The sequence below is a fragment of the uncultured Bifidobacterium sp. genome (genome assembly GCF_945269915.1).
Lineage (GTDB): Bacteria > Actinomycetota > Actinomycetes > Actinomycetales > Bifidobacteriaceae > Bombiscardovia > Bombiscardovia indica.
On sequence record NZ_CALYOY010000019.1, the window covers coordinates 1 to 20,650 of the forward strand.

The following is a 20,650-nucleotide window of genomic DNA, read 5'->3' on the forward strand; positions in this document are numbered from 1 at the left end:
CGGAACCAGATTCACCGGAAGGTTGAGCTGATCGACGACATCCTCTCGGATGATTGAGTAAGGACTGGCCGACCGCCCCCGCCCTTCCGCGAAGGGTCAGGGTTCAATGGGCACGGCCGGAGACGAATATGAGTATAGAGGTGCTCCCGTGATTACGATGAAACAGATCGCCACGGAAACAGGGGTATCCGTCTCCACGGTCTCCCTGGTTCTGAACAATCGCGACCGGGGTCGGGTCAAGTCGGAGACCGCCAAGGCCATACGACGAACCGCCAAGCGGTTGGGATACCACCCCAATCCCATGGCAAGGTCATTGCGGACCAGCCGAACCGGCATGCTGGGATTCATCAGCGAGGAAGTGGCCACGACCCCCTATGCGGGTGCCATCATCAAGGGGGCGCAGGACTCGGCCTCGACACGCGGATATGTGCTTCTGACCGTTTCAACCGACGGAAGCGACCGGGAACCCGAGCAGATCCAAGCCCTGAAACGCTATGGGGTGGACGGATTCCTCTACGCCAAGATGTACGACCAGGTGGTTGACCTGCCATCCCCCTTGCGCTCCAGCCCATCGGTGGTGGTGAATGCCCTGGAATCCCGGGACCGTTGTCCCAGCATCGCCCCCGATGAGTACCTTATCGGATACGACGCCACCCGTCACTTGATTGAGTCCGGTTGTCGGAGGATCGCCTATATCGGGACCACCCAGGACCTTCCCGCCCAGGTGGATAGGCAACGGGGGTACGAGGCCGCCCTGCATGAGTCCGGTCTGTCCAAGGACCCGGGTCTGGTCTGCAAGGTGGGTTTCAACCAGGAGGCCCTGGACACGGTCGGTGCCCTGGTCGACCGTGCCTCACCGGACGGCTTCTTCTGCTTCAACGATTCCCGGTCCTTCTATGTCTATCAGATCGCAGCGGCCAGGCACCTGTCCATCGGCCGTGACATCAGCCTGGTGGGGGTGGACAACCACCCGGTCATGGCCGAAACGACCGCACCACGGCTGACCACGGTCGAACTGCCCCATTATGAGATGGGATATTGGGCGGCACGCAAACTCATGGACCTGATTGGGGATTCCGACTTCTCCACCCTTCCCTGGCCACAGACCCGGGCACCACTTCCCCCCCTGGACGCGGAAGAGCCGACCCGAATCCACTGCCGTCTGGTCGTCAAGGACTCCGCCAGGGCGGATGCACGATCCCGCTGACCTTTCCCTCCCGGTCTTCATCATCATTTGCCCGGTTCCGGGCCACCACAGTCAATCGTTTGACGTAAATCGATTGACGCCCTATGATGTGGTGACAGGATCCGCCAATGTTGGAACACTACCCCGGATCCCGACTTCGCAGAGATGCGGAGCGCCACGAGAAAGAGAAAGAGACAAGGGTATGGTCGGAAAAACGTCAATGTGGAGAAACCCATCCTACCTGGAATCCTCCACCGGTATATTCTTCTTCTTCTGCGCCTGGGGCATCTGGTGGTCCTTCTACCAGCGGTGGCTGGTCACCGGCCTTGGCATGACCAACACCCAGGTCGGCAACATCTACTCCATCAACTCCGTGGCCACGCTGATCATCATGTTCGTCTACGGGGTCATCCAGGACGAGCTCGGCGTCAAGCGGCGTCTGGCCATCTTCATCGCGGCAATAGCGGCGCTGGTCGGGCCCTTCGTCCAGTTCATCTACGCCCCGCTCATGCACTCCAACATGATCCTGGGCGCCATCCTGGGCGCCATTGTCCTCTCCGCCGGATTCATGTCGGGCTGCTCCCTGATCGAGGCCATCACCGAACGCTACAGCCGCAAGTTCGGATTCGAATACGGTCAGTCCCGTGCCTGGGGTTCCTTCGGGTACGCCATCGTGGCCCTGGTCGCGGGATTCGCCTTCAACATCAACCCGATGATCAACTTCTGGCTGGGCTCCGTCTTCGGTCTCTGCATGCTCCTGGTCTACCTCTTCTGGATTCCCGATGAGCAGCGCGAGGAGATCAGGAAAGAATCCACCCCGGCGGGCGAGAAGTCCCAACCTTCCTTGCACGACATGCTGCACGTCCTGGGCATGCCGACCCTCTGGCTCCTGATTGTCTTCATGATCTTCACCAACACCTTCTACACCGTCTTCGACCAGCAGATGTTCCCGACCTACTATGCCAACCTCTTCCCCACCGCGGCCAGGGGCAACGAGGTCTATGGGATCCTCAACTCCTTCCAGGTCTTTCTGGAGTCGGCCATGATGGGGGTGGTACCCGTCATCATGCGTAAGATCGGTGTCCGCAACTCCCTCCTCCTGGGTGCCACGGTCATGTTCGCCAGGATCGGCCTGTGCGGATTCTTCCATGACCCGATAACGGTCTCGGTGGTCAAGCTCTTCCACTCCATCGAGGTGCCGCTCTTCTGCCTGCCGGCCTTCAGGTACTTCACCCTCCACTTCAACCCCAAGCTCTCGGCCACCCTCTACATGGTGGGCTTCCAGATCGCCTCCCAGGTAGGGCAGGTTGTCCTGTCCACACCGCTGGGAATCCTCCACGACAAGACCGGCGACAGGACCACCTTCTACACGATTTCACTGGTGGTCCTGCTGGCGCTGATCTACGGCTTCTTCGTGCTCAAGCGCGATGACCAGCAGGTGGATGGGGACCCCTTCATACGGGATTCGCAAAAAGCCAAGGCCATAGCCTGACAAATACAAACCGAACACGATGGTCCTTCCCGGGTCGTTTCGACCACGGGAAGGACAGGAAGGCTCAAGGATGAACCAGATGACAATAGAACAAGGCGACATGCACACCCAGCTGGAACAGGCGCAGCGGGGAATCGACGAACTCTTCCAGGACCGGAACGACCGTTGGTATCCCCTCTGCCACATAGCCTCCAAGGCGGGATGGATCAACGACCCGAACGGCCTGAGCTACTTCAAGGGTCGCTACCAGGCCTACTTCCAGCTCTACCCTTACGGAACCCGATGGGGGCTCATGCACTGGGGCCACGTATCCAGCGAGGACCTGGTCACCTGGCGCCGCGAACCCCTGGCCATGGCCCCCAGTCTCGAGGCCGAAAAGGACGGGGTCTTCTCCGGATCGGCCGTCGTGGCCGATGACGGACGCCTGGTCATCTACTACACCGGTCACCGCTGGCGCAACGGGGTAAACGAGGATGAGGGCAATCTGCAGGAACAATGCATGGCGGTTTCCTCCGATGGCATCCACTTTGAGAAGAAGGGCGTGGTCGTTCCCTGCCCCGACGACAGGATCCTTCACTTCCGCGATCCCAAGGTATGGAAGCAGGGCAGCACCTGGTTCATGGTCTTCGGGGTCAGCAACCCCCGGCACCGGGGCGAAATCTGGATGTATCAATCCCAGGACATGGAACACTGGAGCTTCGACCGGGTCATTTACCGGCACCCCGATCCTGATGTCTTCATGCTGGAATGCCCGGACATGTTCCCCCTGGAGGACAAGTGGGTCATCTGCTACTCGGCCATGGGGACCAAGCCCCACGGGTTCGACCAGCGCAACCACAACAACGCCGGATACGTGATCGGCACCTGGCGGCCCGGTGGTGACTTCCACCAGGAAACCGACTTCCACCTTTGGGACCTGGGTCAGAACTACTATGCACCGCAGACCATGGAGGCCCCCGACGGCCGGCGTCTGGTCTTCGGATGGATGAGTCCCTTCACCGAGCCCATCCCCATGCAGGATGACGGGTGGTGCGGCCAGTTCACCCTCCCCCGCGAGGTGACCCTGGCCGGGGACCACCTGCGCACCCGACCCGTGGCCGAATTCTCCCGCCTGCGCCGACAGACCAGGGATCTGGGACCGATCGACCTGGGTGTCAACGAGACCAGGACCCTGGTCGAGGACGCCCACACGGCGGATATCGAGATGACCATCGACCTGGACAGGAACCGGACCGAGCGGGTCGGCCTGGAGGTCCACGCCACCGAAAACGGTGGCCACACCATGGTCTGCTATGATGACCAGCTGGGTCGTGTCGTCCTGGACCGCCACTGCAACACATACGGAGACAAGGGCTACAGGACCGCCCCGCTTGACGGCCACGCCGACCAGGTCAAGCTGCGCATCATCCTGGACCGGGGATCCGTGGAGGTCTACGTCAACGACGGGTTGGAGGCCATGAGCTCCTACAGCTTCCCGGCCGAGGGCCCCAGGGCGATCAGGCTCTTCAGCGAATCCGGTGAGGGCCCTGCCCATATCTCCTCCCTGACCATCTCCGACCTGGATACGATCTGGGAGACCCCCGACAAGTAAACCACCCCGGTGCATACGCAGCGACCCCGACGACCGGCCATATGACCGGTCGTCGGGGTCGCTTGGTTCGGTGACGCTGCCATCCTCCCCGAGAGGATATGCCCCGGCCTCCTATTCGGCCCCGCCGAAGCGACGGTCACGGCTGACATACTGGCCGATGGCCTTCCAGAGAACCTCCCTGCCACAGTCAGGGAAGAGTTCGGGCGTGAAGACCAACTCCGCGTAGGCCGCCTCCCAGGGCAGGAAGTTGCTGGTCCGGTACTCCCCCGAGGTCCTGACCACCAGATCGCAATCAGGGATGTCGGGGTTGTACAGGTGCTCGGCGATCATCTTCTCGGTCACCCTGGAGCCGGTGATCCTCCCCTGGGAGGCCTCCCGGGCTATGGCGGTGGCGGCATCGGCCAGCTCGGCACGACCACCGTAATTGATGCAGAAGACCACGTCGATGACCTTGTTGCGTCGGGTCCGGTCCATGGCCACCTCAAGCTCGTCGATGACGGACTTCCAGAGTCTGGGCCGCCGACCCGACCAGCGCACACGCACCCCCCACTCGTCCATCTGGGCCACACGACGGTGGATGATGTCCCGGGAGAATCCCATCAGGAAGCGGACCTCCGATGGCGAGCGCTTCCAGTTTTCGGTCGAAAAGGTGTACAGGCTCAGGTAGCGCACCCCGGCCTCGATGGCCCCGGCGATCGTATCGAAGACCACGGGTTCGGCCGCCCGGTGGCCCTGGGTGCGTTCCATTCCTCTCTGCTTGGCCCAGCGTCCGTTCCCGTCCATGATGATGCCCACATGCCGAGGGACGGATCCCTTGGGGAAGTCGGGGATGCGGTCCGGGTCGGAGAAGGGCGCCCGGGGCACATCAAGGGAGGTGTAGTCGACCTGGTCAAAACTCATGGTCACGAATCTAATAGTCGTAGGGAATGGATGGGCCGTTCCAGGTAATATTCCCCCCATTTCTCAACAAGCTGGTCGCACAGGGGGGTCAGAGGGCCGCTGCCCAGGGTCCGCCAGTCGCCCCGGCTCAGGGCGCGGAACTGGTCCAGGGTCACCGAATCCACCCGTATGGCCTCCGTGGTTCGGTCGGCACTGCACATGACCCCTCCACCGGATATGGAGCAGTGGGTCAGGTCGTCCTCCCTCCCGCAGACCAGACAGGAGTCCAGCCGGGGACGCCACCCGGCCAGGGCCAGGGCCCGGAGCAGGTATGAGGCGGAGATGGCCCGGGGGTCGTGCCGGTGTGCCGCCAGGGAGGCCAGGGCGGCCACCAGGAGGCCGTACTGATCGGCTGCGGGCTGGTCCTCACCGGTGATCAACTTGTCGACCGTCTCCAGGATGACGCCCCCGTTGGCGTAGAGGTCGTAGTCGGCGCAGATGGAATCCGCATAGGTGGCCAGGGAGGATGCCTGGGAGACGATGTCGAGGTTGCGGCCCTGGGCTATGAGGAGGTCATCGCGCATGAAGGGTTCCAGGCGGGCGCCGAAACGTGACCTGGTCCGCCGGACACCTTTGGCCACGGCCCTGATCTTGCCGTGCCCTCGGGTCAGTATGGTGACGATCCGGTCCGCCTCGCCAAGCTTGACCGTTCTGAGGACCATGCCCTCGTCACGATAGATGGCCATGACAGCTCCCTTGTGTGCGGATCAGTAGTAGATGAAGAGGCCCCAGAAGGCGAAGATCAGCAGAACCCCGAACATGGCCAGGGTGGTGACGACGAAGAGGGCCTTCCCCAGACCGGTCGAGGCCACGACGGGTTGGGGGTCGTTGGTCTGCATCTGCTGGGCGATGCTGGGACCGCCGGCCTTGCGCCGCTTGATCTGCGATGGTATCTGGGACACGCCTTTCAGGGAGGCCACCTCGGCCATCCGAGCGAAGATCCTGGACCAGGCCCAGATGACCAGGGCACAGACCACCTGGATGACCGGCCAGCTCCAGTAACTGACCCCGGCCGGGTCCGGCACCCCTCCCCAACCCAGTCTGACCAGGGCCATGATGACCTGGCCCAGACCGGCGATGAAGAGGACCAGAGAGGCAAGGGTGGTGCCGGTGACCGTGGTCAGGGAGCCGCCGAAACCGTGGGAGAAGCCCAGAACGGGCCCACGATGCCGAATCAGATGGTGGATCTTGATCCCGCCGGCCACCAGGGCCATGACCAGGGAGGCCAGAAGGAGCAAGAGGGTGAGCAGGTGGAGGGTGAGCATGTATACGGTCAGTGTGGGCCTGCCCCTCAGGTCCGTCGGCACGGCAATGGACTGGTGGATGGTGGCCCCGCCCACGCTGGGGCTGGTCTGTCTGAGGCCCATGGCCTGACCCACCGCCCAGTTGGTCATATCGGTCTGGTAGTGGTCGGCCAGGGGGGTGCCCGTGTTGGCCTCGTCACCCAACCTCAGCACGTGGTTGGAAACCGCATAGGAACGGATGGTCACGTTCTCGTTGCCCGCCTTGTGGGCCTCGGCCAGGACCTTCTGGGCCCCCTCCACCTGGGCCGTCATCACATCTTTGGCCCCGTAGGCCAGGAGGGTCGGGATGGCATAGGTATACCGGTCGGTCGGGTCGATATCCAGATTGCCCAACCCGGTCAGGGACGCATCCGTGCTGAAGAGCCGTCGGACCACGGACTGGTAGCCCTGGTTGGCCCCGGCGATGGCGAAGTCCTGGGCCACGAAGAAACCCAGGGCATGCCGGGGGGAATGGACCATGGGGCTGAGCAGGATCTGGAAGGCCACCTTGTGGTCCAGGCTAAGCAGGTAGGCGGCTATCCAGGTGCTCTCGCTGGTGGCGTAGATACCCACCTTGGCGGGGTCCACATCGGCTCTGGCACGCAGCAGGTCGGCGACCTGCTCATAGGCCTTGGCCGAGGCGGGGTAATCCCTGTTGGCATCGGTGGTCGACCATACCGGCTTGTCCAGGACGGCTGTGACGAAACCGGCCGAGGACAGGGATTCGGCCACATCCGCGAAGGAGTTGTCACAGGTGCCGTACCCTGCCCCGTGCATGAATACCACAGCCGGTCGCGTACCCCGGGCTCCCCGGGGCACCCTGATCAGGACCTTGATCCTCTGCTTCTCCCCGGTTCCGGGCTGGACCGCCGTCAGGGTTTCATGGTGGGCGCCGACCTTATAGTCCCCCATCCGATCCAGGCGGCTTCCCGACGGGTTATCGAAGGTGACCGAGGTGTCGGAGGTCAGGGTGGGGAGGTTCTGGTCCACGGGCTCGTATTTCCAGGGAACGGCCGTCAGATGCGAGACGGAGACCAGGATGCCCATGAGTATGACGAAGATGGGCAGGCTGGTCATGATCCGCCTCACCCCACTCCACCTGACGGGCGGGTTCGGCTGCTGCTCATCCTCAGTTGACACGTAGGACATTGTAGCCTTCAACCGGGATTGGCTCCCCTCAGCTGGCCTTGCCGGTCACCGGAACCACCGTGGGACCCATGGTCGGCATGGTCTCCCCCGCGGCGGCCGCCTGGGCCTCCATGTCGTCTGCCATGGTGCGGGCCCGCTCCAGGAGGGTGGGGACAATCTGGTCCTCCGGCACGGTCTGGACCACCTTGCCCTTGATGATGATCTGCCCCTTGCCGTTGCCTGAGGCCACACCAAGATCGGCCTCGCGGGCTTCACCGGGACCGTTGACGATGCATCCCATGACGGCGACCCTGATCGGGGCCGTGATGTCCTTGAGCCCCTCCGTGACCTCCCGGGCCAGCTCGATCACATCCACCTGGGCCCGGCCGCAGCTGGGGCAGGAGATGATGTCGAAGTGCCGTTGGCGCAGACCCAGATACTCCAGGATCTTGCAGCCCACCTTGACCTCCTCGACGGGGGGCGCCGACAGGGAGACCCTGATCGTGTCGCCGATCCCCTCGGCCAAAAGGGCGCCGAAGGCCAGGCAGGACTTGATGGTCCCCTGCCAGGACGGCCCCGCCTCGGTCACACCCAGGTGAAGGGGCCAGTCCCCCTTGGAGGCCAGGAGCCGATAGGTCTGGACCATGGTGACCGGGTCGTGGTGTTTGACGGATATCTTGAAATCGTGGAAACCCACATCCTCGAACATATGGGCCTCTTTCATGGCCGACTCGACCAGGGCCTCGGGGGTGGGCCCGCCGTACCTGGCATAGATGTCCTTGTCCAGACTGCCGGCGTTGACGCCGATTCTCAGGGAGATGCCCGCGTCGGTGGCCGCCTTGCAGATTTCCGGGCCGACCTCATCGAACTTGCGGATGTTGCCCGGGTTGACCCGGACCGCCGCGCAACCGGCATCGATGGCCTGGAAGACGTACCGGCTCTGGAAGTGGATGTCCGCGATGACCGGGATGGGCGACTTCTTCGTGATGATGGGGAGGGCGTCGGCATCGTCCTGACTGGGAACGGCCACGCGGACGATGTCGCACCCCGCGGCGGCCAGCTCGGCGATCTGCTGGAGGGTGGCGTTGATGTCGGCCGTGACCGTATTGGTCATCGACTGGACCGATATGGGGGCACCACCGCCCACAGGCACCGGCCCCACCATGATCCTCCGGGACTTGCGCCGGGGATGGAGGGGGGTCTCGCTGATGGCCTGGTCACCTGTCTTGCGGAATCCCGAGTCCTTCACCCGGTCCGGTCGACCACCGTCCGAGGGCCTTTCATGATCGAACATCTCATTGCTAGTCACGGAGCCATGTCTATCAAAGCATCGGCACGTCGACGAGCTTCCCGCTCGACTTGCTCCATTACCTCCACGGATGTGAAAGTTCGTGACAGATGGGAGTCGGCCATCTGGTCCATGACCCTCTCCACCGTGTCGACGATGCCCAGATAGGGCAGACGCCTGTCGAGGAAGGCCTGGACGGCCTGTTCGTTGGCCGCGTTGAAGACGGCGGTCATCCCCTCCGAGGAGTCCAGGGCCCGCCTGGCGAGACCGACAGCCGGGAAGACCTGGTCATCAAGCGGTTCGAATGTCCATTGGGCGGCCTGGGTCCAGTCACAGGGGGCGGCAACATCTCCCAGCCGTTGGGGGGCCGACAGGCCCAGGGCGATGGGCAGACGCATGTCCGGGGGCGAGGCCTGGCAGATCGTGGCCCCATCCCGGAATTCGACCATGGAATGGACCAGGGACTGCGGGTGGACGGCCACCGATATCCGTTCCTGGGGGATGCGGAAGAGCCTGCTGGCCTCAATGACCTCAAGTCCCTTGTTGACCATGGTCGAGGAGTTGATGGTGACCACAGGGCCCATCTTCCAGGTGGGGTGGTTCAGGGCCTGGTCGGGCGTGATCCCCTCCATCTGGTCCCTGGTCCAACCCCTGAAGGGTCCACCTGAGGCCGTGACGACCAGCCGGGACACCTCCCCGTACCTGCCGGAACGCAGGGACTGCCAGATGGCCGAATGCTCGGAATCGACCGGGTTGATCTGCCCCGGGCGCACCTGGGCATCGAAGAGAAGGTGACCACCGGCGACCACCGATTCCTTGTTGGCCAGGGCCAGCTGAGAACCGGCCTGGAGGGCGGCGATGGATGGCCTGAGCCCTATTGATCCGGTGATTCCGTTCAGGACCAGGTCGGCCCCCGACCCGGCCAGGGCAATGACGGCATCCATGCCGGCATCCACCTGGATCTGACCGGCACCGGCCTGGGAGAGGGCCTGCCGGAGCTCATCGACCTTGGAGTCATCAGCCAGGGCAATCCGCCCCGCACCGAACCGGACGGCCTGCCTGGCAAGGAGGTCCGTCTGCCCGCCACCTGCTGCCAGCCCCGTCACCCGGAAGTGTTCAGGGTGACGACCCACCACATCCAGGGCCTGGGTACCGATGGAACCGGTGGAACCGAGAATCACCAGGCTTCTGGACCAGCCCTCACCTTGGGAACCGGTCCAATCCTCCAGGGTCCGGGCCTGACCGTCCTCGACCCCTGTACCGGCCTCGTCATGACCGTTCATCATCCTCGCACGCTTTCCATGGTCCATTCGGACCGTAACTTCTGACGCGACGCGCCTGATCGGGGCCGCCGCACAACAGATCGACCTAGTCCTGGGAACCTTCGCCCCCGGTATCCTGGTCCTTCTTGTCATCGCGTTCGAAGACGGGGAAGGAAATATCGGGAATATCCAGGTCCATGTCCATCTTGGGCAGCTCGGCGTTCACCAAGGAGTCCAGGTAGGAATCGGCATCCTGCTCCGTCGGCTTGCTCTTGGGCTTCCCGATGGGCTCCTCTGAGACGGGGCGGGCCCAACTGGGCTCGCTCGTCGAAGGCACCTGCGTCTTCCCCTGCCGCACAGGCTCCTCCTTGGGTCCGCTCCAGGGGCTGGAGGTGGGCTTCGTCTCAGTTTGAGGCGACAGGGGCCCACTGCCCCCCACCGGGGAACCGAAGGACGACCTTTCCTGAGTCCTGGACGAGGACGCCGCAAAGGATGGGGGTGTCGACCAGTCATGACCAGAGGTGGGAGCCGATCCAGTCGATTGAGCGGACTGGACAGGTGGGGTGACCGGGATTGCACTGGCCCCGGCATCGGTCCCGACCTGGTCGTGGCCCGCCGACCTGGCCAGGACACCCAGGGAACCGCTGGGCTGAGCCGCAGCCGGAGATTCCTGGCCACCTGTCTGGTCAGCGCCCGAACCGGTGCTGGTGGAAGCAGCCTGCTGAGCTGGCTCGAAAATAGCCTGTTCCGCCTCATGCAACCGGGCGAAGTCGGTCGAGCCGGTTTCCGGGGGCTTGACGGCGGGTGCCGGGGCGTACAATCGGTCGGAAGCTGCCGTGGACCCGGCCTGGTCCGTCTGCCAGGCCGGCGTCTGCTCCTGCCCGATCAGGGGCTTGATGGTCTGAGTCTCGGCGGGGTTTCCGGCGGGCGGAATCGCCACCGGCTGGGCATTGTCGACAGGGACGTCCTGAGTTTGGGCATCACGGTGTACATTCCCGTCAAGCCCCAGACGGGCAAGGGACTCCATCTGCTGGAGGAGCTCCACTGCCTTGGAAAGGTAATAGTCCACCTGGCGTTCGTCATACCCGTGCCTGCCCTTGTGCTGGGTGAAAATCACATTCGAGATCCGGTCCGACGTGATGTCGACGGCCTTCTTGCCTTCGGTCCCGCCCGCATCCTCCAGGTGAAGGTCGCCGGCTATCCTGACCAGGACCTGGGAAATCAGACGCTCGACCTGCTTGCAGTCATAGGAGGGCTTGCCGGGAAGTCCACGGTCGAAGACGGCCCCGCTGTCCCGGTCCGCGTGCCGCTCCAGGTTCCGATACAGGCCCACCATCCGCGCGGTCCAGGCCTCCATGCCGGCCCGGTTGATCTCCCCGGCGACGTTCCTGTCGGAGATGGCACGTTCCAGGCGGGCCAAGGCGGCATCCACCTCTGCGATGACGTACCCGTTCCTGCAGAGCGCGAAGGAGGCATTGGCGATCTGATCCTGGGTCAGACTCGGATCCTCACTCTCATAGAGGGCGTGGGCCTTGTCCAGGAACTCGTCGACCTGTACCGTGTCGTAACCGTACCGGCGCTTGCCCGCACGGGCTATGGTGGCTTCATTCCTGCCGGAATCAGACCTTGCTGACATCAGGACATCGACCTCCTGACCTTTCTTGCCAATGGGCGTCATACCCACCCATCCTGGTGGTAATGCAGACGATTCTACTTGAATGTTCAGACTCGGGCGGATGGGGTCACGATCGGAGGAGTGGTCCCGCTCGGACTCGAACCGGGGACATCCACCGTGTAAAGGTGGCGCTCTAACCAACTGAGCTACGGGACCGAGAAACATGATAGCAGAGAGTTCCACCTGTGACAGGTCCGGCGAAGACGGTTATAATCCACTAGGAATTCACCACAGGGGCGACTTTTCCCAAACTGAGGACGAGGTTTCAGGTGTCAGCAAACAAGTCAACCAGGAAGACCAACGTAACCCTGGTCACGGTCGCGGTCTTCATCGCCACCTTCATGACGGCCATCGAGGGGACCATCGTCTCCACGGCCATGCCCACGATCATCTCCGACCTGCGGGGCCTTTCCATCATGAACTGGGTCTACTCCATATACCTGCTCATGTGCGCGGTCACCACCCCCATCTATGGGAAACTCTCCGACAGATACGGCCGCAAGCCCCTCCTGACCATCGGCCTCCTGATCTTCGTCATAGGGTCCAGCCTCTGCGCCCTCTCCCAGTCCATGCCGCAACTGATCGGGGCCAGACTTCTCCAAGGCCTGGGTGCCGGAGCCATCCAGCCCCTGACCTACACGGTCCTGGCAGACATCTACCCCCTGGACAAGCGGGCCGGGATGATCGGGCTGAACGGATCAGCCTGGGGCATCGCCTCCATCATCGCCCCCCTCCTGGGTGGGTTCATCGTCCAGCAACTCAGCTGGCATTGGGTCTTCGCCATCAATGTTCCCATCGGCCTGATTGTCATCATCCTGATCCAGGTCTTCCTCAGCGAGCGCATCGAGCCCCGGAAGACTCCGGTCGATTACCGGGGAATCGGTCTGCTCAGCCTTGGACTGATCTGTCTCATGCTGGGTTTGCAAAGCCTGGGTTCGCGTCAGGGCCTCCTGACCCCGGGGATCCTGGGTCTGGCCACGGTGGTCGTCTTCGTCATCCTCCTGCGCCTCGAGAGGCACCAGGCCGACCCGATCCTCCCCCTGCGGCTCTTCTACAACCGGACCTTCGTCATCCAGAACATCTGCATGCTTTTGATTGCCGGCTTTCTGATGGGCTTCGACACCTACATGCCGATCTGGATGCAATCCGTCATGGGACTCAACCCCGCCATGGGCGGATTCGTCGTGACCCCCTCGTCCATCCTCTGGCTCCTGGGCGCCTACCTGGCCGGCCCCCTGACCATGCGCCACCCGCCGCACCGGGCCACCAACATCGCCCTGGCTTTTATCCTGACCGCCTGCATCTGCTATGTGGCTGTCCCCCTGGTCACCCCCTACTGGGTCTTCCTGGTCATATCGGCCATCGTCGGCTTCGGGTTCGGCCTGGCCATCACCACCTCGACCATCACGGCACAGAGCGTGGTCCCGGCCGGTGATGTGGGCGCCTCCACCAGCTTCAACACCCTGGCACGTTCCCTGGGGCAGACCCTGATGGTCTCGATCTTCGGCATCGTCATGAACACGGTCATCGCCGACAGGATCCCCGACCACCCAGGCCTAACCGCCGAGATGATGGACAGGATGATCAACCCCGCCACAGCCAACCAGATTCCTGCCGCCCTGCTTGGTCCAGCCCGATCCATCGTCTTCGACGGCCTGCACTGGATCTTCCTGACCGGTCTTGTCATCCTGCTTCTGGCACTGGTTGCCAACCTGCTCGATCTCCGTTCCAAGACACTCCTGTCCGAGTATCAGCAGTCCGCCGTCGCCGGGGAAACGGCAACCGACATGCCCCGGTGACGGTAGCCGGTAGACAAGTAACAGGTACCACGCACACAAGCAGGAAAGCGGCCAAGCCCACGTATGGGTGCTGGAGGGCTTACTCCCACTTGCCGGTCCGTCATTGTCGCATCCTCCCCATCGCCAACCAGAAGTGCTGGAGAACATGTTATGGAAAGGGTGCTGAGCGGGAGTGTCCTACGGGATCACGCGGAAACACACCTGATGATAGGTATTCGGCAGAAACCACCACAGGAGAAATGCCTGGTTGCTCTTCGCACATCAAGCGGAGCGGAAATCCCCGCAAAGGTACTTATTTGCCCTTGCCGAAGGCGCGCAGTTGGGTGGCGTTCCAGTCCTTGCTGACCGTCGTGGGCATAAGGGCATTCATTCCGGCCGTCTTGGCGGCATTGGAGACGGTGTTGGGAGCGGGAGCCCCGTCGCGGCCCGGTTTGGGGGTCAGGACCCAGAAAGGGGCACCGGGGTTGACCATGGCGGAGGCATCGACGATGGTATCTGCCAGGTCATCCTCGGCATCGCCGTCACGCCACCAGATGATCACGCCATCAACAGCTGCGTCGTAATCCTCATCCACCAGCTCTTCACCGGTCAGGTCTTCGATTCGGGTCCTGATGCCGTCATCGACATCGTCATCCCACATCCACTCCTGGACGATATCTCCAGTATGGAAACCGAACTCTTCCGCTGTATAGGTAGTCTCAGCCACGATTTCAGCATAACAAAACTGCTGGAATTCACCAATTGCAAGCCTGCGTTTTCACACCGACCCGAATCCGGCGGCCGGAGGGGTCACTTGGTTTCAGTGCCCGGATCGACCATGCAATGGGGCAGGCTCCCTCCCCTGCCCTGACCGATGGCCACCAGGGCATCGTAGGCCTGGTCCAGGGTCTCCACCCGGACGTCGCGCAGCCCTTCGGGCACATGCCCCACCACCTGCTTGCAGTTGTCCTTGGGGGCCAGGAACCAGGTGGCCCCATCCCGCTTGGCGCCCATCAGCTTCAGACCGATGCCTCCGATGGGACCAATGGCACCCTTCGCGTCGATGGTCCCCGTTCCGGCGATGGTCTTGCCGCCCGTCTCATCCTCGGGGGTCAGCTTGTCGATGGCGCCCAGGGTGTACATCATGCCGGCCGAGGGGCCTCCGATGTCGTCCACATGCATGCCGATGCTGATGCCGTCGGTCTGGTACCCCCTGGACCTGAGGAAGGACAGGGCCGCCTTGGCGGCCGCATCCTGGGAGCCGTTCATATCGCTGGCTTCCTGCTTGCGGTACTCGTCCAGGGTCTGTCCCTGGGGAATCACGGCCTCCTTGGGCATGACCATGGCCTTGGGGTTGGCCCATCCCACCAGAGTCTCCAGATTGGTGACCGGCGAACCGGGCAGTCCGTCGGCATTGATGGTGGTCAGGAGGAGTCTGCCGGTCCCGGTGTAGGTCCTGGCCCCCTTGATCGAGATGACCGGGTTGGACCCACTCCTGCCCAGCACATCCTGGGTGGGCCCGGGGGTCTCGATCACATAGGGGCTGGGCAGGCAGAGAATCACCAGGGAGAGGAGGACCAGAAGGACACTCGCCAGGATTCGCCTGGTCAGCCTGCGACCGGAGGTTTCCCCGGCCCCGGGTGCGCCTGTGGCGGAGATTCCCTCTTTCCCATGCATATGTGTCATAGCTCCCATATTATGGGAGAAGGAGACGATAAACTGTTCAGACGGTGCACTTTCTGCATCGTCACCCGATTTGCGAGGACTGGAACGACCTTATGGACGAGAATGCAATCCACCAATGGCTGATTGACTGCTTTGGCCCCCTCCAGGGCGAGCTGGCCTGGAAGCAGTTCTCTCAGCTGCCCGAGTCCGTCCGTTCCCGGATGGCCGCCCAGGACCCCTCCCAACTCCCCGAGCCGTCGGAGGTGCAGGCCCTGATCCAGGCCTTCACGGCAGGTGGCCTCAATACCCCGGCCGACATGGAGAACCAGGCCCAGGAGGGCCCCATCAACGTCAACCTCGCCAAGTCCATAGCCCTGGCGCAGACCTCATCCGACCAGTCGGACACCACCGTGACGGCCGGGGACGGAGACCGGGTGTCCAGGATCATGAGCGGGGCCAACCTCTGGCTGGATTCCGTCTGCGCCTTCGACCCGGCCCCCGGTCATGCCGATGCCTTGACCCGGGCCGGTTGGATCGAGGGCAGCATCGATTCCTGGGTCCAGTTCGCTTCCCCCGTGGCCCAGGCCGTCAGCGATGCCCTGACCGCGGTCATGGGCGAGCGCCTGGGAGGGCTCCCCGAGGGGGAGATCTCCGGCATGTTCGCCGGGCCGGTCCCCATTCCCCTGCCGGACAACCTCAAGGATCCGGCCACCCTGATGAAGCTCCTGGGCAACACCTCCTTCGCCATGCAACTCGGCCAGGCCGCCGGCGAGCTCTCCAAGGAGGTACGTGGCGGATTCGATCAGGGCGTGGCCCTCCTGAAGAACCCCGCCGGAGCCCTGATTCCGCAGAACATCAAGTCCTACGCCTCCTCCCTCGACCTGGACCTGGACGAGGTCATGAGCTATCTGGCCCTCCAGGAGGCCGCCCACGCCCGCCTCTTCTCCTCGGTCCCCTGGCTGATGCCCCGCTTCGAGGCCCTGATCGGCAAGTACGCCCGTGGGGTCTCCATCGACCTGGACGCCATGGAGGAACAGCTGCGCGAGGCCACCGAGTTCAATCCGGAATCCATCGCCGGGGCCATCAACCTGAGCAATGTGGGCATCGAGGACACCCCCGAGCAGGAGGAGGCCCTGCACAGCCTGGAGATCCTCCTGGCCCAGGCCGATGGCTGGGTGGACTGCGTGGTCTGGAACGCAGGTATGGCACACATCCCCCACCTGGAGCAGCTCCGTGAGATGACCAGGCGCGAGCGCGCCGTGGGCGGACCAGCAGAACAGACCTTTGAGTCCCTGCTCGGTCTCAGGCTCCATCCCAAGCGTCTGCGTGAAGCGGCCGAGCTATGGGAGAAAGAGACCGGCAAGCTGGGCTTCGCACAGCGCGACGCCATGTGGTCGCATCCCGACCTCCTCCCCACCCTACCCGGGGAGAAGTCGGATGACCGGTCAGGCAACGATGGCCAGGTTGAATCAGGACCAGACGTTACGGACCGGGCCGAAGGGCGGACCTCCGCCCCCACCTCGGTGGATTGGGACGCCGAGCTGGCCAGGCTCCTGGACGATGACAACGGAGAGCATGGCACCGATTCCACCCCGGAACCGGGCGGCAGGGCAGACGGGAACCATGACGGCATCGACGATTCCGAGGGGAGGAACGAGCCACCGGATAAGGGAGACGACCCCTCTCACGGCACCGAGAATCAAGCAGGTTTCCCCGGTACCGACCCCGATCAGGATGATGGTCACCCCGCGGATGGGGATTCCCAGCTGTAGTCCGCGCTCTCAGCGGGTGTGACCGAATGCTTGCGGTGTACGGTCATGCCGCAACCACGGCCAGGAGATTGTCCTTTCTCAAACCCACCATCATCCGAGTCGGGCCGGAGGTCATATCACCTCTGAACGAAACGACTGGGTGAACGTCTGGCGAAGGAGGCCGGGTCCTTCTTCTCGGCAAAGGACAGGTGCAGGGTGTCTTCAGCCCTGGTCACCGCCACATACATGAGCCTGCGCTCCTCCTCCAGGTCGTCACCCTCCCTGGGTGAACCGAAGGGAAGGAGCCCCTCGGAGCAGCCGACCAGGAAGACATGGCCGAATTCCAACCCCTTGGCCGCATGAATGGTCGAGACGGTCACCTGGCCACGCGCCTTGGCCTGCCGGAGGTCATCAAGGGTTGCCTCTTTGCCTGCGTCGGCAGCCACCTCGGGTATGGTCTGGCCCAACCAGCCTGAATCAGTCCGCAACCGGTAGGGAATGCCCCGCTCATGCAGGGCGGCACAGATGATCTGCTGCTGGGCGTTGATTCTGGTCAGGACGGCACATTGCCCGGGATCGGCCCCTCCGTGGATGAGCCGTTCTATCCGCTTGGCCACCCCCTGGGCCTCCTCCCGGTCATCCTGGTACCTGGTCGTCCCGATCCGCTTGCCTGCCTCCCTGGCCGACTTCAGCTTCAGGTAGTCACCCCGGTCGGGTGACTTGGAGAGGACCCTGTTGGCATAGTTGACCACCTGGGGCGTGGACCGGTAGTCGGTGTTCAGCTGGATGTCGGCCTTCATACCCGGGAATTCCTCGGGGAAATCGAGCAGGTAATAGGAGGCGGCCCCGGCGAAGGAGTAGATGGTCTGGGCGGGGTCGCCCACCACGCAGATATTGTCACGGCCATCCAACCAGAGGTTCAGCAGACGGTGCTGAAGGGGTGACACATCCTGGTACTCGTCCACGGTTATCCAACGGATACGGGATCTGATGACGGCTGCCGCTTCGGGCTCCTCCTGGAGAATGTGGCAGACCAGAAGGAGAATGTCGTTGAAGTCCATCTGGTTATGGGCCGACTTGTCGTACTCGAAGGCCGAATAGAGGTCAGCCATCCGGTCGGGGTCGAGCCCCGCCGGTGGGGTGCGGTGGGTGGCGGCGCAGACGCGAACGTAATCCTGGGGGGCGATCAGCCCCACCTTGGCCCAGTTGATCTCGGCATCCAGGTCGCGCACCTGGCCCGGGTCGGCCTCCTCCTGGCCGCAGACCCTTTGGTAGGCGGTTTTCACCAGGGGTCTCAGGTCCTGGATCAGGGTGGGTGAATGGGAAGAGCTGACCTGGTCCCAGACCTGACGGAGCTGATGGAAGGCCGCCGAGTGGAAGGTGGCGGTCCTGACCGAGTCCGGCACCCCCAAGGCGGTGAGCCGGGAACGCATCTCGGCCGCCGCCTTCACCGAGAAGGTGACGGCCAGGGTTTTGGAGGGATCCCAACTCCCGCGGGCGCAGGCATAGGCGATTCGGTGGGTGATGGTCCGGGTCTTTCCTGCACCGGCCCCGGCTATGATCCTGACCGGGCCGTCCAGACTGAGAACAGCCTCCCTCTGGAACCGGTCCAGACCCTCCAATGAGTTCTCCTGATCTTCATGCACACCCCCATTGTGTCAAACCGCCCCGTCCGACGCTCGCCATGGTGTCCATGTGGTCAAAGGTTCCCGGGAGGAGACCCCGACGACCTCCGCCTTCTGGAAGCCCGTCGCTTGTATTATCCTTGGGAGTGTGAGTGAAAAAACGAAGCTGACCTTGGCCGCACTGGCTTCCGCAGCCATGCCCGATGTGCAGATGACGGGCGCCAGGGACTGTGATCAGATCAGCCACATGGACCGGGCCGAGGGGATCAGCTCTGCTGTGGTCCAGGATTCCATGGGGAACACCTACGATGTATGGGCAGCCGACCAGGAAGTCGGCAAGCAGCGCATGGCGGCCCGGGTCAAGGCGGCCCGAGCCCTGGAGGACGCCAAGGAAGTGGCCGCCATGGGCTTCCGGGTGGAGCAGGTTCTGGCCTATGAACCGGGGCTGAGCGAGACCAGCCCCACCGGCAGGGTCAGCGTCACCGTCATGCGGCACTGCCCAGGCAGGATCCGCCCCCTCCATCTGCTGACCGTCAACGAGTGCACGGCCGCGGGAACGGCCATCGGGGCCATCCACCGCATCCGGCCGGACTTCCTCAAGGAGCACCGGTATCCCGCCTTTACGACGGTTCAGATCTCATCCCAGCTTCAGGGGTGGATCAAGCGCCTGCGCAAGGACGGCCACGTCCCTGAAGAGATCACCGACAGCTGGGCCTCCATCGTCGAAACGGATGGACTCTGGTCATTCGACACCTGCACGGTACACGGCGGCTTCTCGGATGGCGACCTTCTCTTTGCGGACTCCGGACTGAGCGCCGTGTACGGGTGGCAAGACATACAGGTCAATGATCCCGCCCGCGACCTGGCCTGGATCTTCTCCAAGCTGGACGGGTCCCGCCGCAATGCGGTCATCGCCGCCTACGGACGGATGGTGGGCTCACGGCTGGACGACCTGATCATGCTCCGGGCCAACCTCTGGCTGCAGATGGAACAGGTGGGCGAGTTCATCACGGCCCTGGACCGGGCCGACAACGAACGCATCATCCAGTTCAAGGCCCAGGTGGAACGCCTGGCCCAGCAGCTCAGCGACCACGAGCAGGCCAGCCGTGCCCATGAGGACCATAAGGCGGCCAAGCCCGGAGCCGGGTCCGCCCCATCGACGATTACGGTGGGAACCCTCCTGAAGGGAGAGGACGAGGCCAAACCCCGCACAACCGGATCGAACGGGACGTCCGAGGCCGCCGAGAATGGATCCTCGGCTGACACTGGGACCAAATCAGATGACCGGACCCACATTGTCCGGCCGGAGGAAAAGACCAACGAGTCCCGGGCCGATGAGGACAGGGTGGACGAACCTGCAGGCGACAGCTCGGTCACCGTTGCCATCAGCAAGGTCGACATGGTCGATCTGGCCCAGACCCAGACCGCCATGGACCATATGTCGGCCAGGGTACAGGCGGAGACCCAGATCACCAATCCGGCTACCGGCCAGGCCCGTGTCGCCGACGAACACGATGAGAACACGGATGACGAAAAGAACGCTGGGGCGGACAAACCGGGGGATGCGGGAACAATGGCGGATACTGGCCTGCCCGATCAGGACAGGCACCCTGATCTGAACCACGATGAACTCCCGAACAGCGAAGATCGTTCAGATGAGCACCAGGAGGAGGAACCCTCCCCGGACGTGGAATCCGCCGATGAGGACTTCGCACAAGAGAAGAACCTCACACAGGACGAGAACCCTTCACAGGATGATCAATCCTCTCAGGTCAAGGAAGCCGCCGATGGGGACCAAGCCGGCAAGAAGGAAGCTGGACCCGCCCACGATGAGGCTTCCGACGAATTCCCCCTGACCGGCACGGAAACCATTGTCATGCCCCGCAAGCCCGACCCGAAGGAGACACCGACCAGGACCACGGATGGAATCGTCCGTCAGGACAGGAACGACGCTCAGGGCGTAATCGACCCCGCCAGCGAATAATGA

At 63.3% G+C, this 20,650-nt stretch carries 15 protein-coding genes and 1 tRNA gene; 6 read left to right on the forward strand and 10 right to left on the reverse strand.

The genetic code is table 11. The annotated features are described in order from the left end of the window. Positions 1-148 precede the first annotated feature (148 nt). From Q0K62_RS04780 to Q0K62_RS04790, 3 genes are all read left to right on the forward strand, one after another. On the forward strand, positions 149-1,207 hold the full coding sequence (locus Q0K62_RS04780) for a LacI family DNA-binding transcriptional regulator (RefSeq protein ID WP_297316843.1): 1,059 nt from the start codon (positions 149-151) through the stop codon (positions 1,205-1,207). 181 nt (positions 1,208-1,388) lie between these two features. Then, on the forward strand, positions 1,389-2,678 hold the full coding sequence (locus tag Q0K62_RS04785) for an MFS transporter (protein ID WP_297316844.1): 1,290 nt from the start codon (positions 1,389-1,391) through the stop codon (positions 2,676-2,678). A 70-nt stretch (positions 2,679-2,748) separates the two neighbouring features. Continuing rightward, a complete protein-coding gene (locus tag Q0K62_RS04790) occupies positions 2,749-4,269 on the forward strand; it encodes a sucrose-6-phosphate hydrolase (protein ID WP_297316845.1) in 1,521 nt (506 codons plus the stop codon). Between the two features lie 111 nt (positions 4,270-4,380). Here the strand turns inward: Q0K62_RS04790 and Q0K62_RS04795 are convergent, their stop codons facing one another. The 7 genes from Q0K62_RS04795 to Q0K62_RS04825 form a co-directional block, all read right to left on the reverse strand. After that, a complete protein-coding gene (locus Q0K62_RS04795; RefSeq protein ID WP_297316846.1) occupies positions 4,381-5,169 on the reverse strand; it encodes an isoprenyl transferase in 789 nt (262 codons plus the stop codon). A 2-nt stretch (positions 5,170-5,171) separates the two neighbouring features. Beyond that, positions 5,172-5,894: a DNA repair protein RecO gene (gene recO / locus Q0K62_RS04800; RefSeq protein WP_297316847.1), complete on the reverse strand. Its 723-nt coding sequence runs from the start codon at positions 5,892-5,894 to the stop codon at positions 5,172-5,174. A gap of 21 nt (positions 5,895-5,915) precedes the next feature. Further along, the gene (locus Q0K62_RS04805) at positions 5,916-7,568 is read right to left on the reverse strand and encodes an alpha/beta hydrolase (protein WP_297316872.1); all 1,653 of its coding nucleotides are present in this window, start codon (positions 7,566-7,568) and stop codon (positions 5,916-5,918) included. A 100-nt stretch (positions 7,569-7,668) separates the two neighbouring features. After that, entirely contained in the window at positions 7,669-8,913 is a 1,245-nt protein-coding gene (gene ispG, locus Q0K62_RS04810; protein ID WP_297316873.1) for a flavodoxin-dependent (E)-4-hydroxy-3-methylbut-2-enyl-diphosphate synthase, read from the reverse strand. Positions 8,914-8,924: 11 nt separating this feature from the next. Continuing rightward, a complete protein-coding gene (gene dxr / locus Q0K62_RS04815; protein ID WP_297316848.1) occupies positions 8,925-10,193 on the reverse strand; it encodes a 1-deoxy-D-xylulose-5-phosphate reductoisomerase in 1,269 nt (422 codons plus the stop codon). An 82-nt stretch (positions 10,194-10,275) separates the two neighbouring features. Next, on the reverse strand, positions 10,276-11,805 hold the full coding sequence (locus tag Q0K62_RS04820) for a DivIVA domain-containing protein (RefSeq protein WP_297316849.1): 1,530 nt from the start codon (positions 11,803-11,805) through the stop codon (positions 10,276-10,278). A gap of 121 nt (positions 11,806-11,926) precedes the next feature. Beyond that, positions 11,927-12,000, reverse strand: a tRNA-Val gene (locus Q0K62_RS04825). A gap of 113 nt (positions 12,001-12,113) precedes the next feature. Between Q0K62_RS04825 and Q0K62_RS04830 the strand changes: the two genes are divergently transcribed. Beyond that, positions 12,114-13,643 (forward strand): MDR family MFS transporter, encoded by a 1,530-nt coding sequence (locus Q0K62_RS04830; protein ID WP_297316850.1) that lies wholly within the window; start codon positions 12,114-12,116, stop codon positions 13,641-13,643. 292 nt (positions 13,644-13,935) lie between these two features. On the opposite strand, the gene Q0K62_RS04835 is transcribed toward Q0K62_RS04830, so the two are convergent. Both Q0K62_RS04835 and Q0K62_RS04840 read right to left on the reverse strand, forming a co-directional pair. Beyond that, the gene (locus tag Q0K62_RS04835) at positions 13,936-14,349 is read right to left on the reverse strand and encodes a DUF3052 domain-containing protein (protein ID WP_297316851.1); all 414 of its coding nucleotides are present in this window, start codon (positions 14,347-14,349) and stop codon (positions 13,936-13,938) included. An 83-nt stretch (positions 14,350-14,432) separates the two neighbouring features. After that, entirely contained in the window at positions 14,433-15,308 is an 876-nt protein-coding gene (locus tag Q0K62_RS04840; RefSeq protein WP_297316852.1) for a S16 family serine protease, read from the reverse strand. Positions 15,309-15,400: 92 nt separating this feature from the next. Here Q0K62_RS04840 and Q0K62_RS04845 point away from each other — a divergent pair, with 92 nt between their 5' ends. After that, the gene (locus tag Q0K62_RS04845) at positions 15,401-17,059 is read left to right on the forward strand and encodes a zinc-dependent metalloprotease (protein WP_297316853.1); all 1,659 of its coding nucleotides are present in this window, start codon (positions 15,401-15,403) and stop codon (positions 17,057-17,059) included. Positions 17,060-17,175: 116 nt separating this feature from the next. Here the strand turns inward: Q0K62_RS04845 and Q0K62_RS04850 are convergent, their stop codons facing one another. After that, positions 17,176-18,684 (reverse strand): ATP-dependent helicase, encoded by a 1,509-nt coding sequence (locus Q0K62_RS04850; RefSeq protein WP_297316854.1) that lies wholly within the window; start codon positions 18,682-18,684, stop codon positions 17,176-17,178. Between the two features lie 127 nt (positions 18,685-18,811). Here Q0K62_RS04850 and Q0K62_RS04855 point away from each other — a divergent pair, with 127 nt between their 5' ends. Then, complete coding sequence (locus tag Q0K62_RS04855; protein ID WP_297316855.1) at positions 18,812-20,647, forward strand: phosphotransferase; 1,836 nt, start codon at positions 18,812-18,814, stop codon at positions 20,645-20,647. The last annotated feature ends 3 nt before the right edge of the window (positions 20,648-20,650 follow it).

Excerpts from the sequence above, each read along its gene's own strand:
- Q0K62_RS04785 (WP_297316844.1), top strand. The coding sequence starts at position 1,389 with ATGGTCGGAAAAACGTCAATGTGGAGAAACCCATCCTACCTGGAATCC.
- Q0K62_RS04790 (WP_297316845.1), top strand. The coding sequence starts at position 2,749 with ATGAACCAGATGACAATAGAACAAGGCGACATGCACACCCAGCTGGAA.
- Q0K62_RS04795 (WP_297316846.1), bottom strand. The coding sequence starts at position 5,169 with ATGAGTTTTGACCAGGTCGACTACACCTCCCTTGATGTGCCCCGGGCG.
- recO (WP_297316847.1), bottom strand. The coding sequence starts at position 5,894 with ATGGCCATCTATCGTGACGAGGGCATGGTCCTCAGAACGGTCAAGCTT.
- Q0K62_RS04805 (WP_297316872.1), bottom strand. The coding sequence starts at position 7,568 with ATGACCAGCCTGCCCATCTTCGTCATACTCATGGGCATCCTGGTCTCC.
- ispG (WP_297316873.1), bottom strand. The coding sequence starts at position 8,913 with ATGTTCGATCATGAAAGGCCCTCGGACGGTGGTCGACCGGACCGGGTG.
- dxr (WP_297316848.1), bottom strand. The coding sequence starts at position 10,193 with ATGATGAACGGTCATGACGAGGCCGGTACAGGGGTCGAGGACGGTCAG.
- Q0K62_RS04820 (WP_297316849.1), bottom strand. The coding sequence starts at position 11,805 with ATGTCAGCAAGGTCTGATTCCGGCAGGAATGAAGCCACCATAGCCCGT.
- Q0K62_RS04840 (WP_297316852.1), bottom strand. The coding sequence starts at position 15,308 with ATGACACATATGCATGGGAAAGAGGGAATCTCCGCCACAGGCGCACCC.
- Q0K62_RS04845 (WP_297316853.1), top strand. The coding sequence starts at position 15,401 with ATGGACGAGAATGCAATCCACCAATGGCTGATTGACTGCTTTGGCCCC.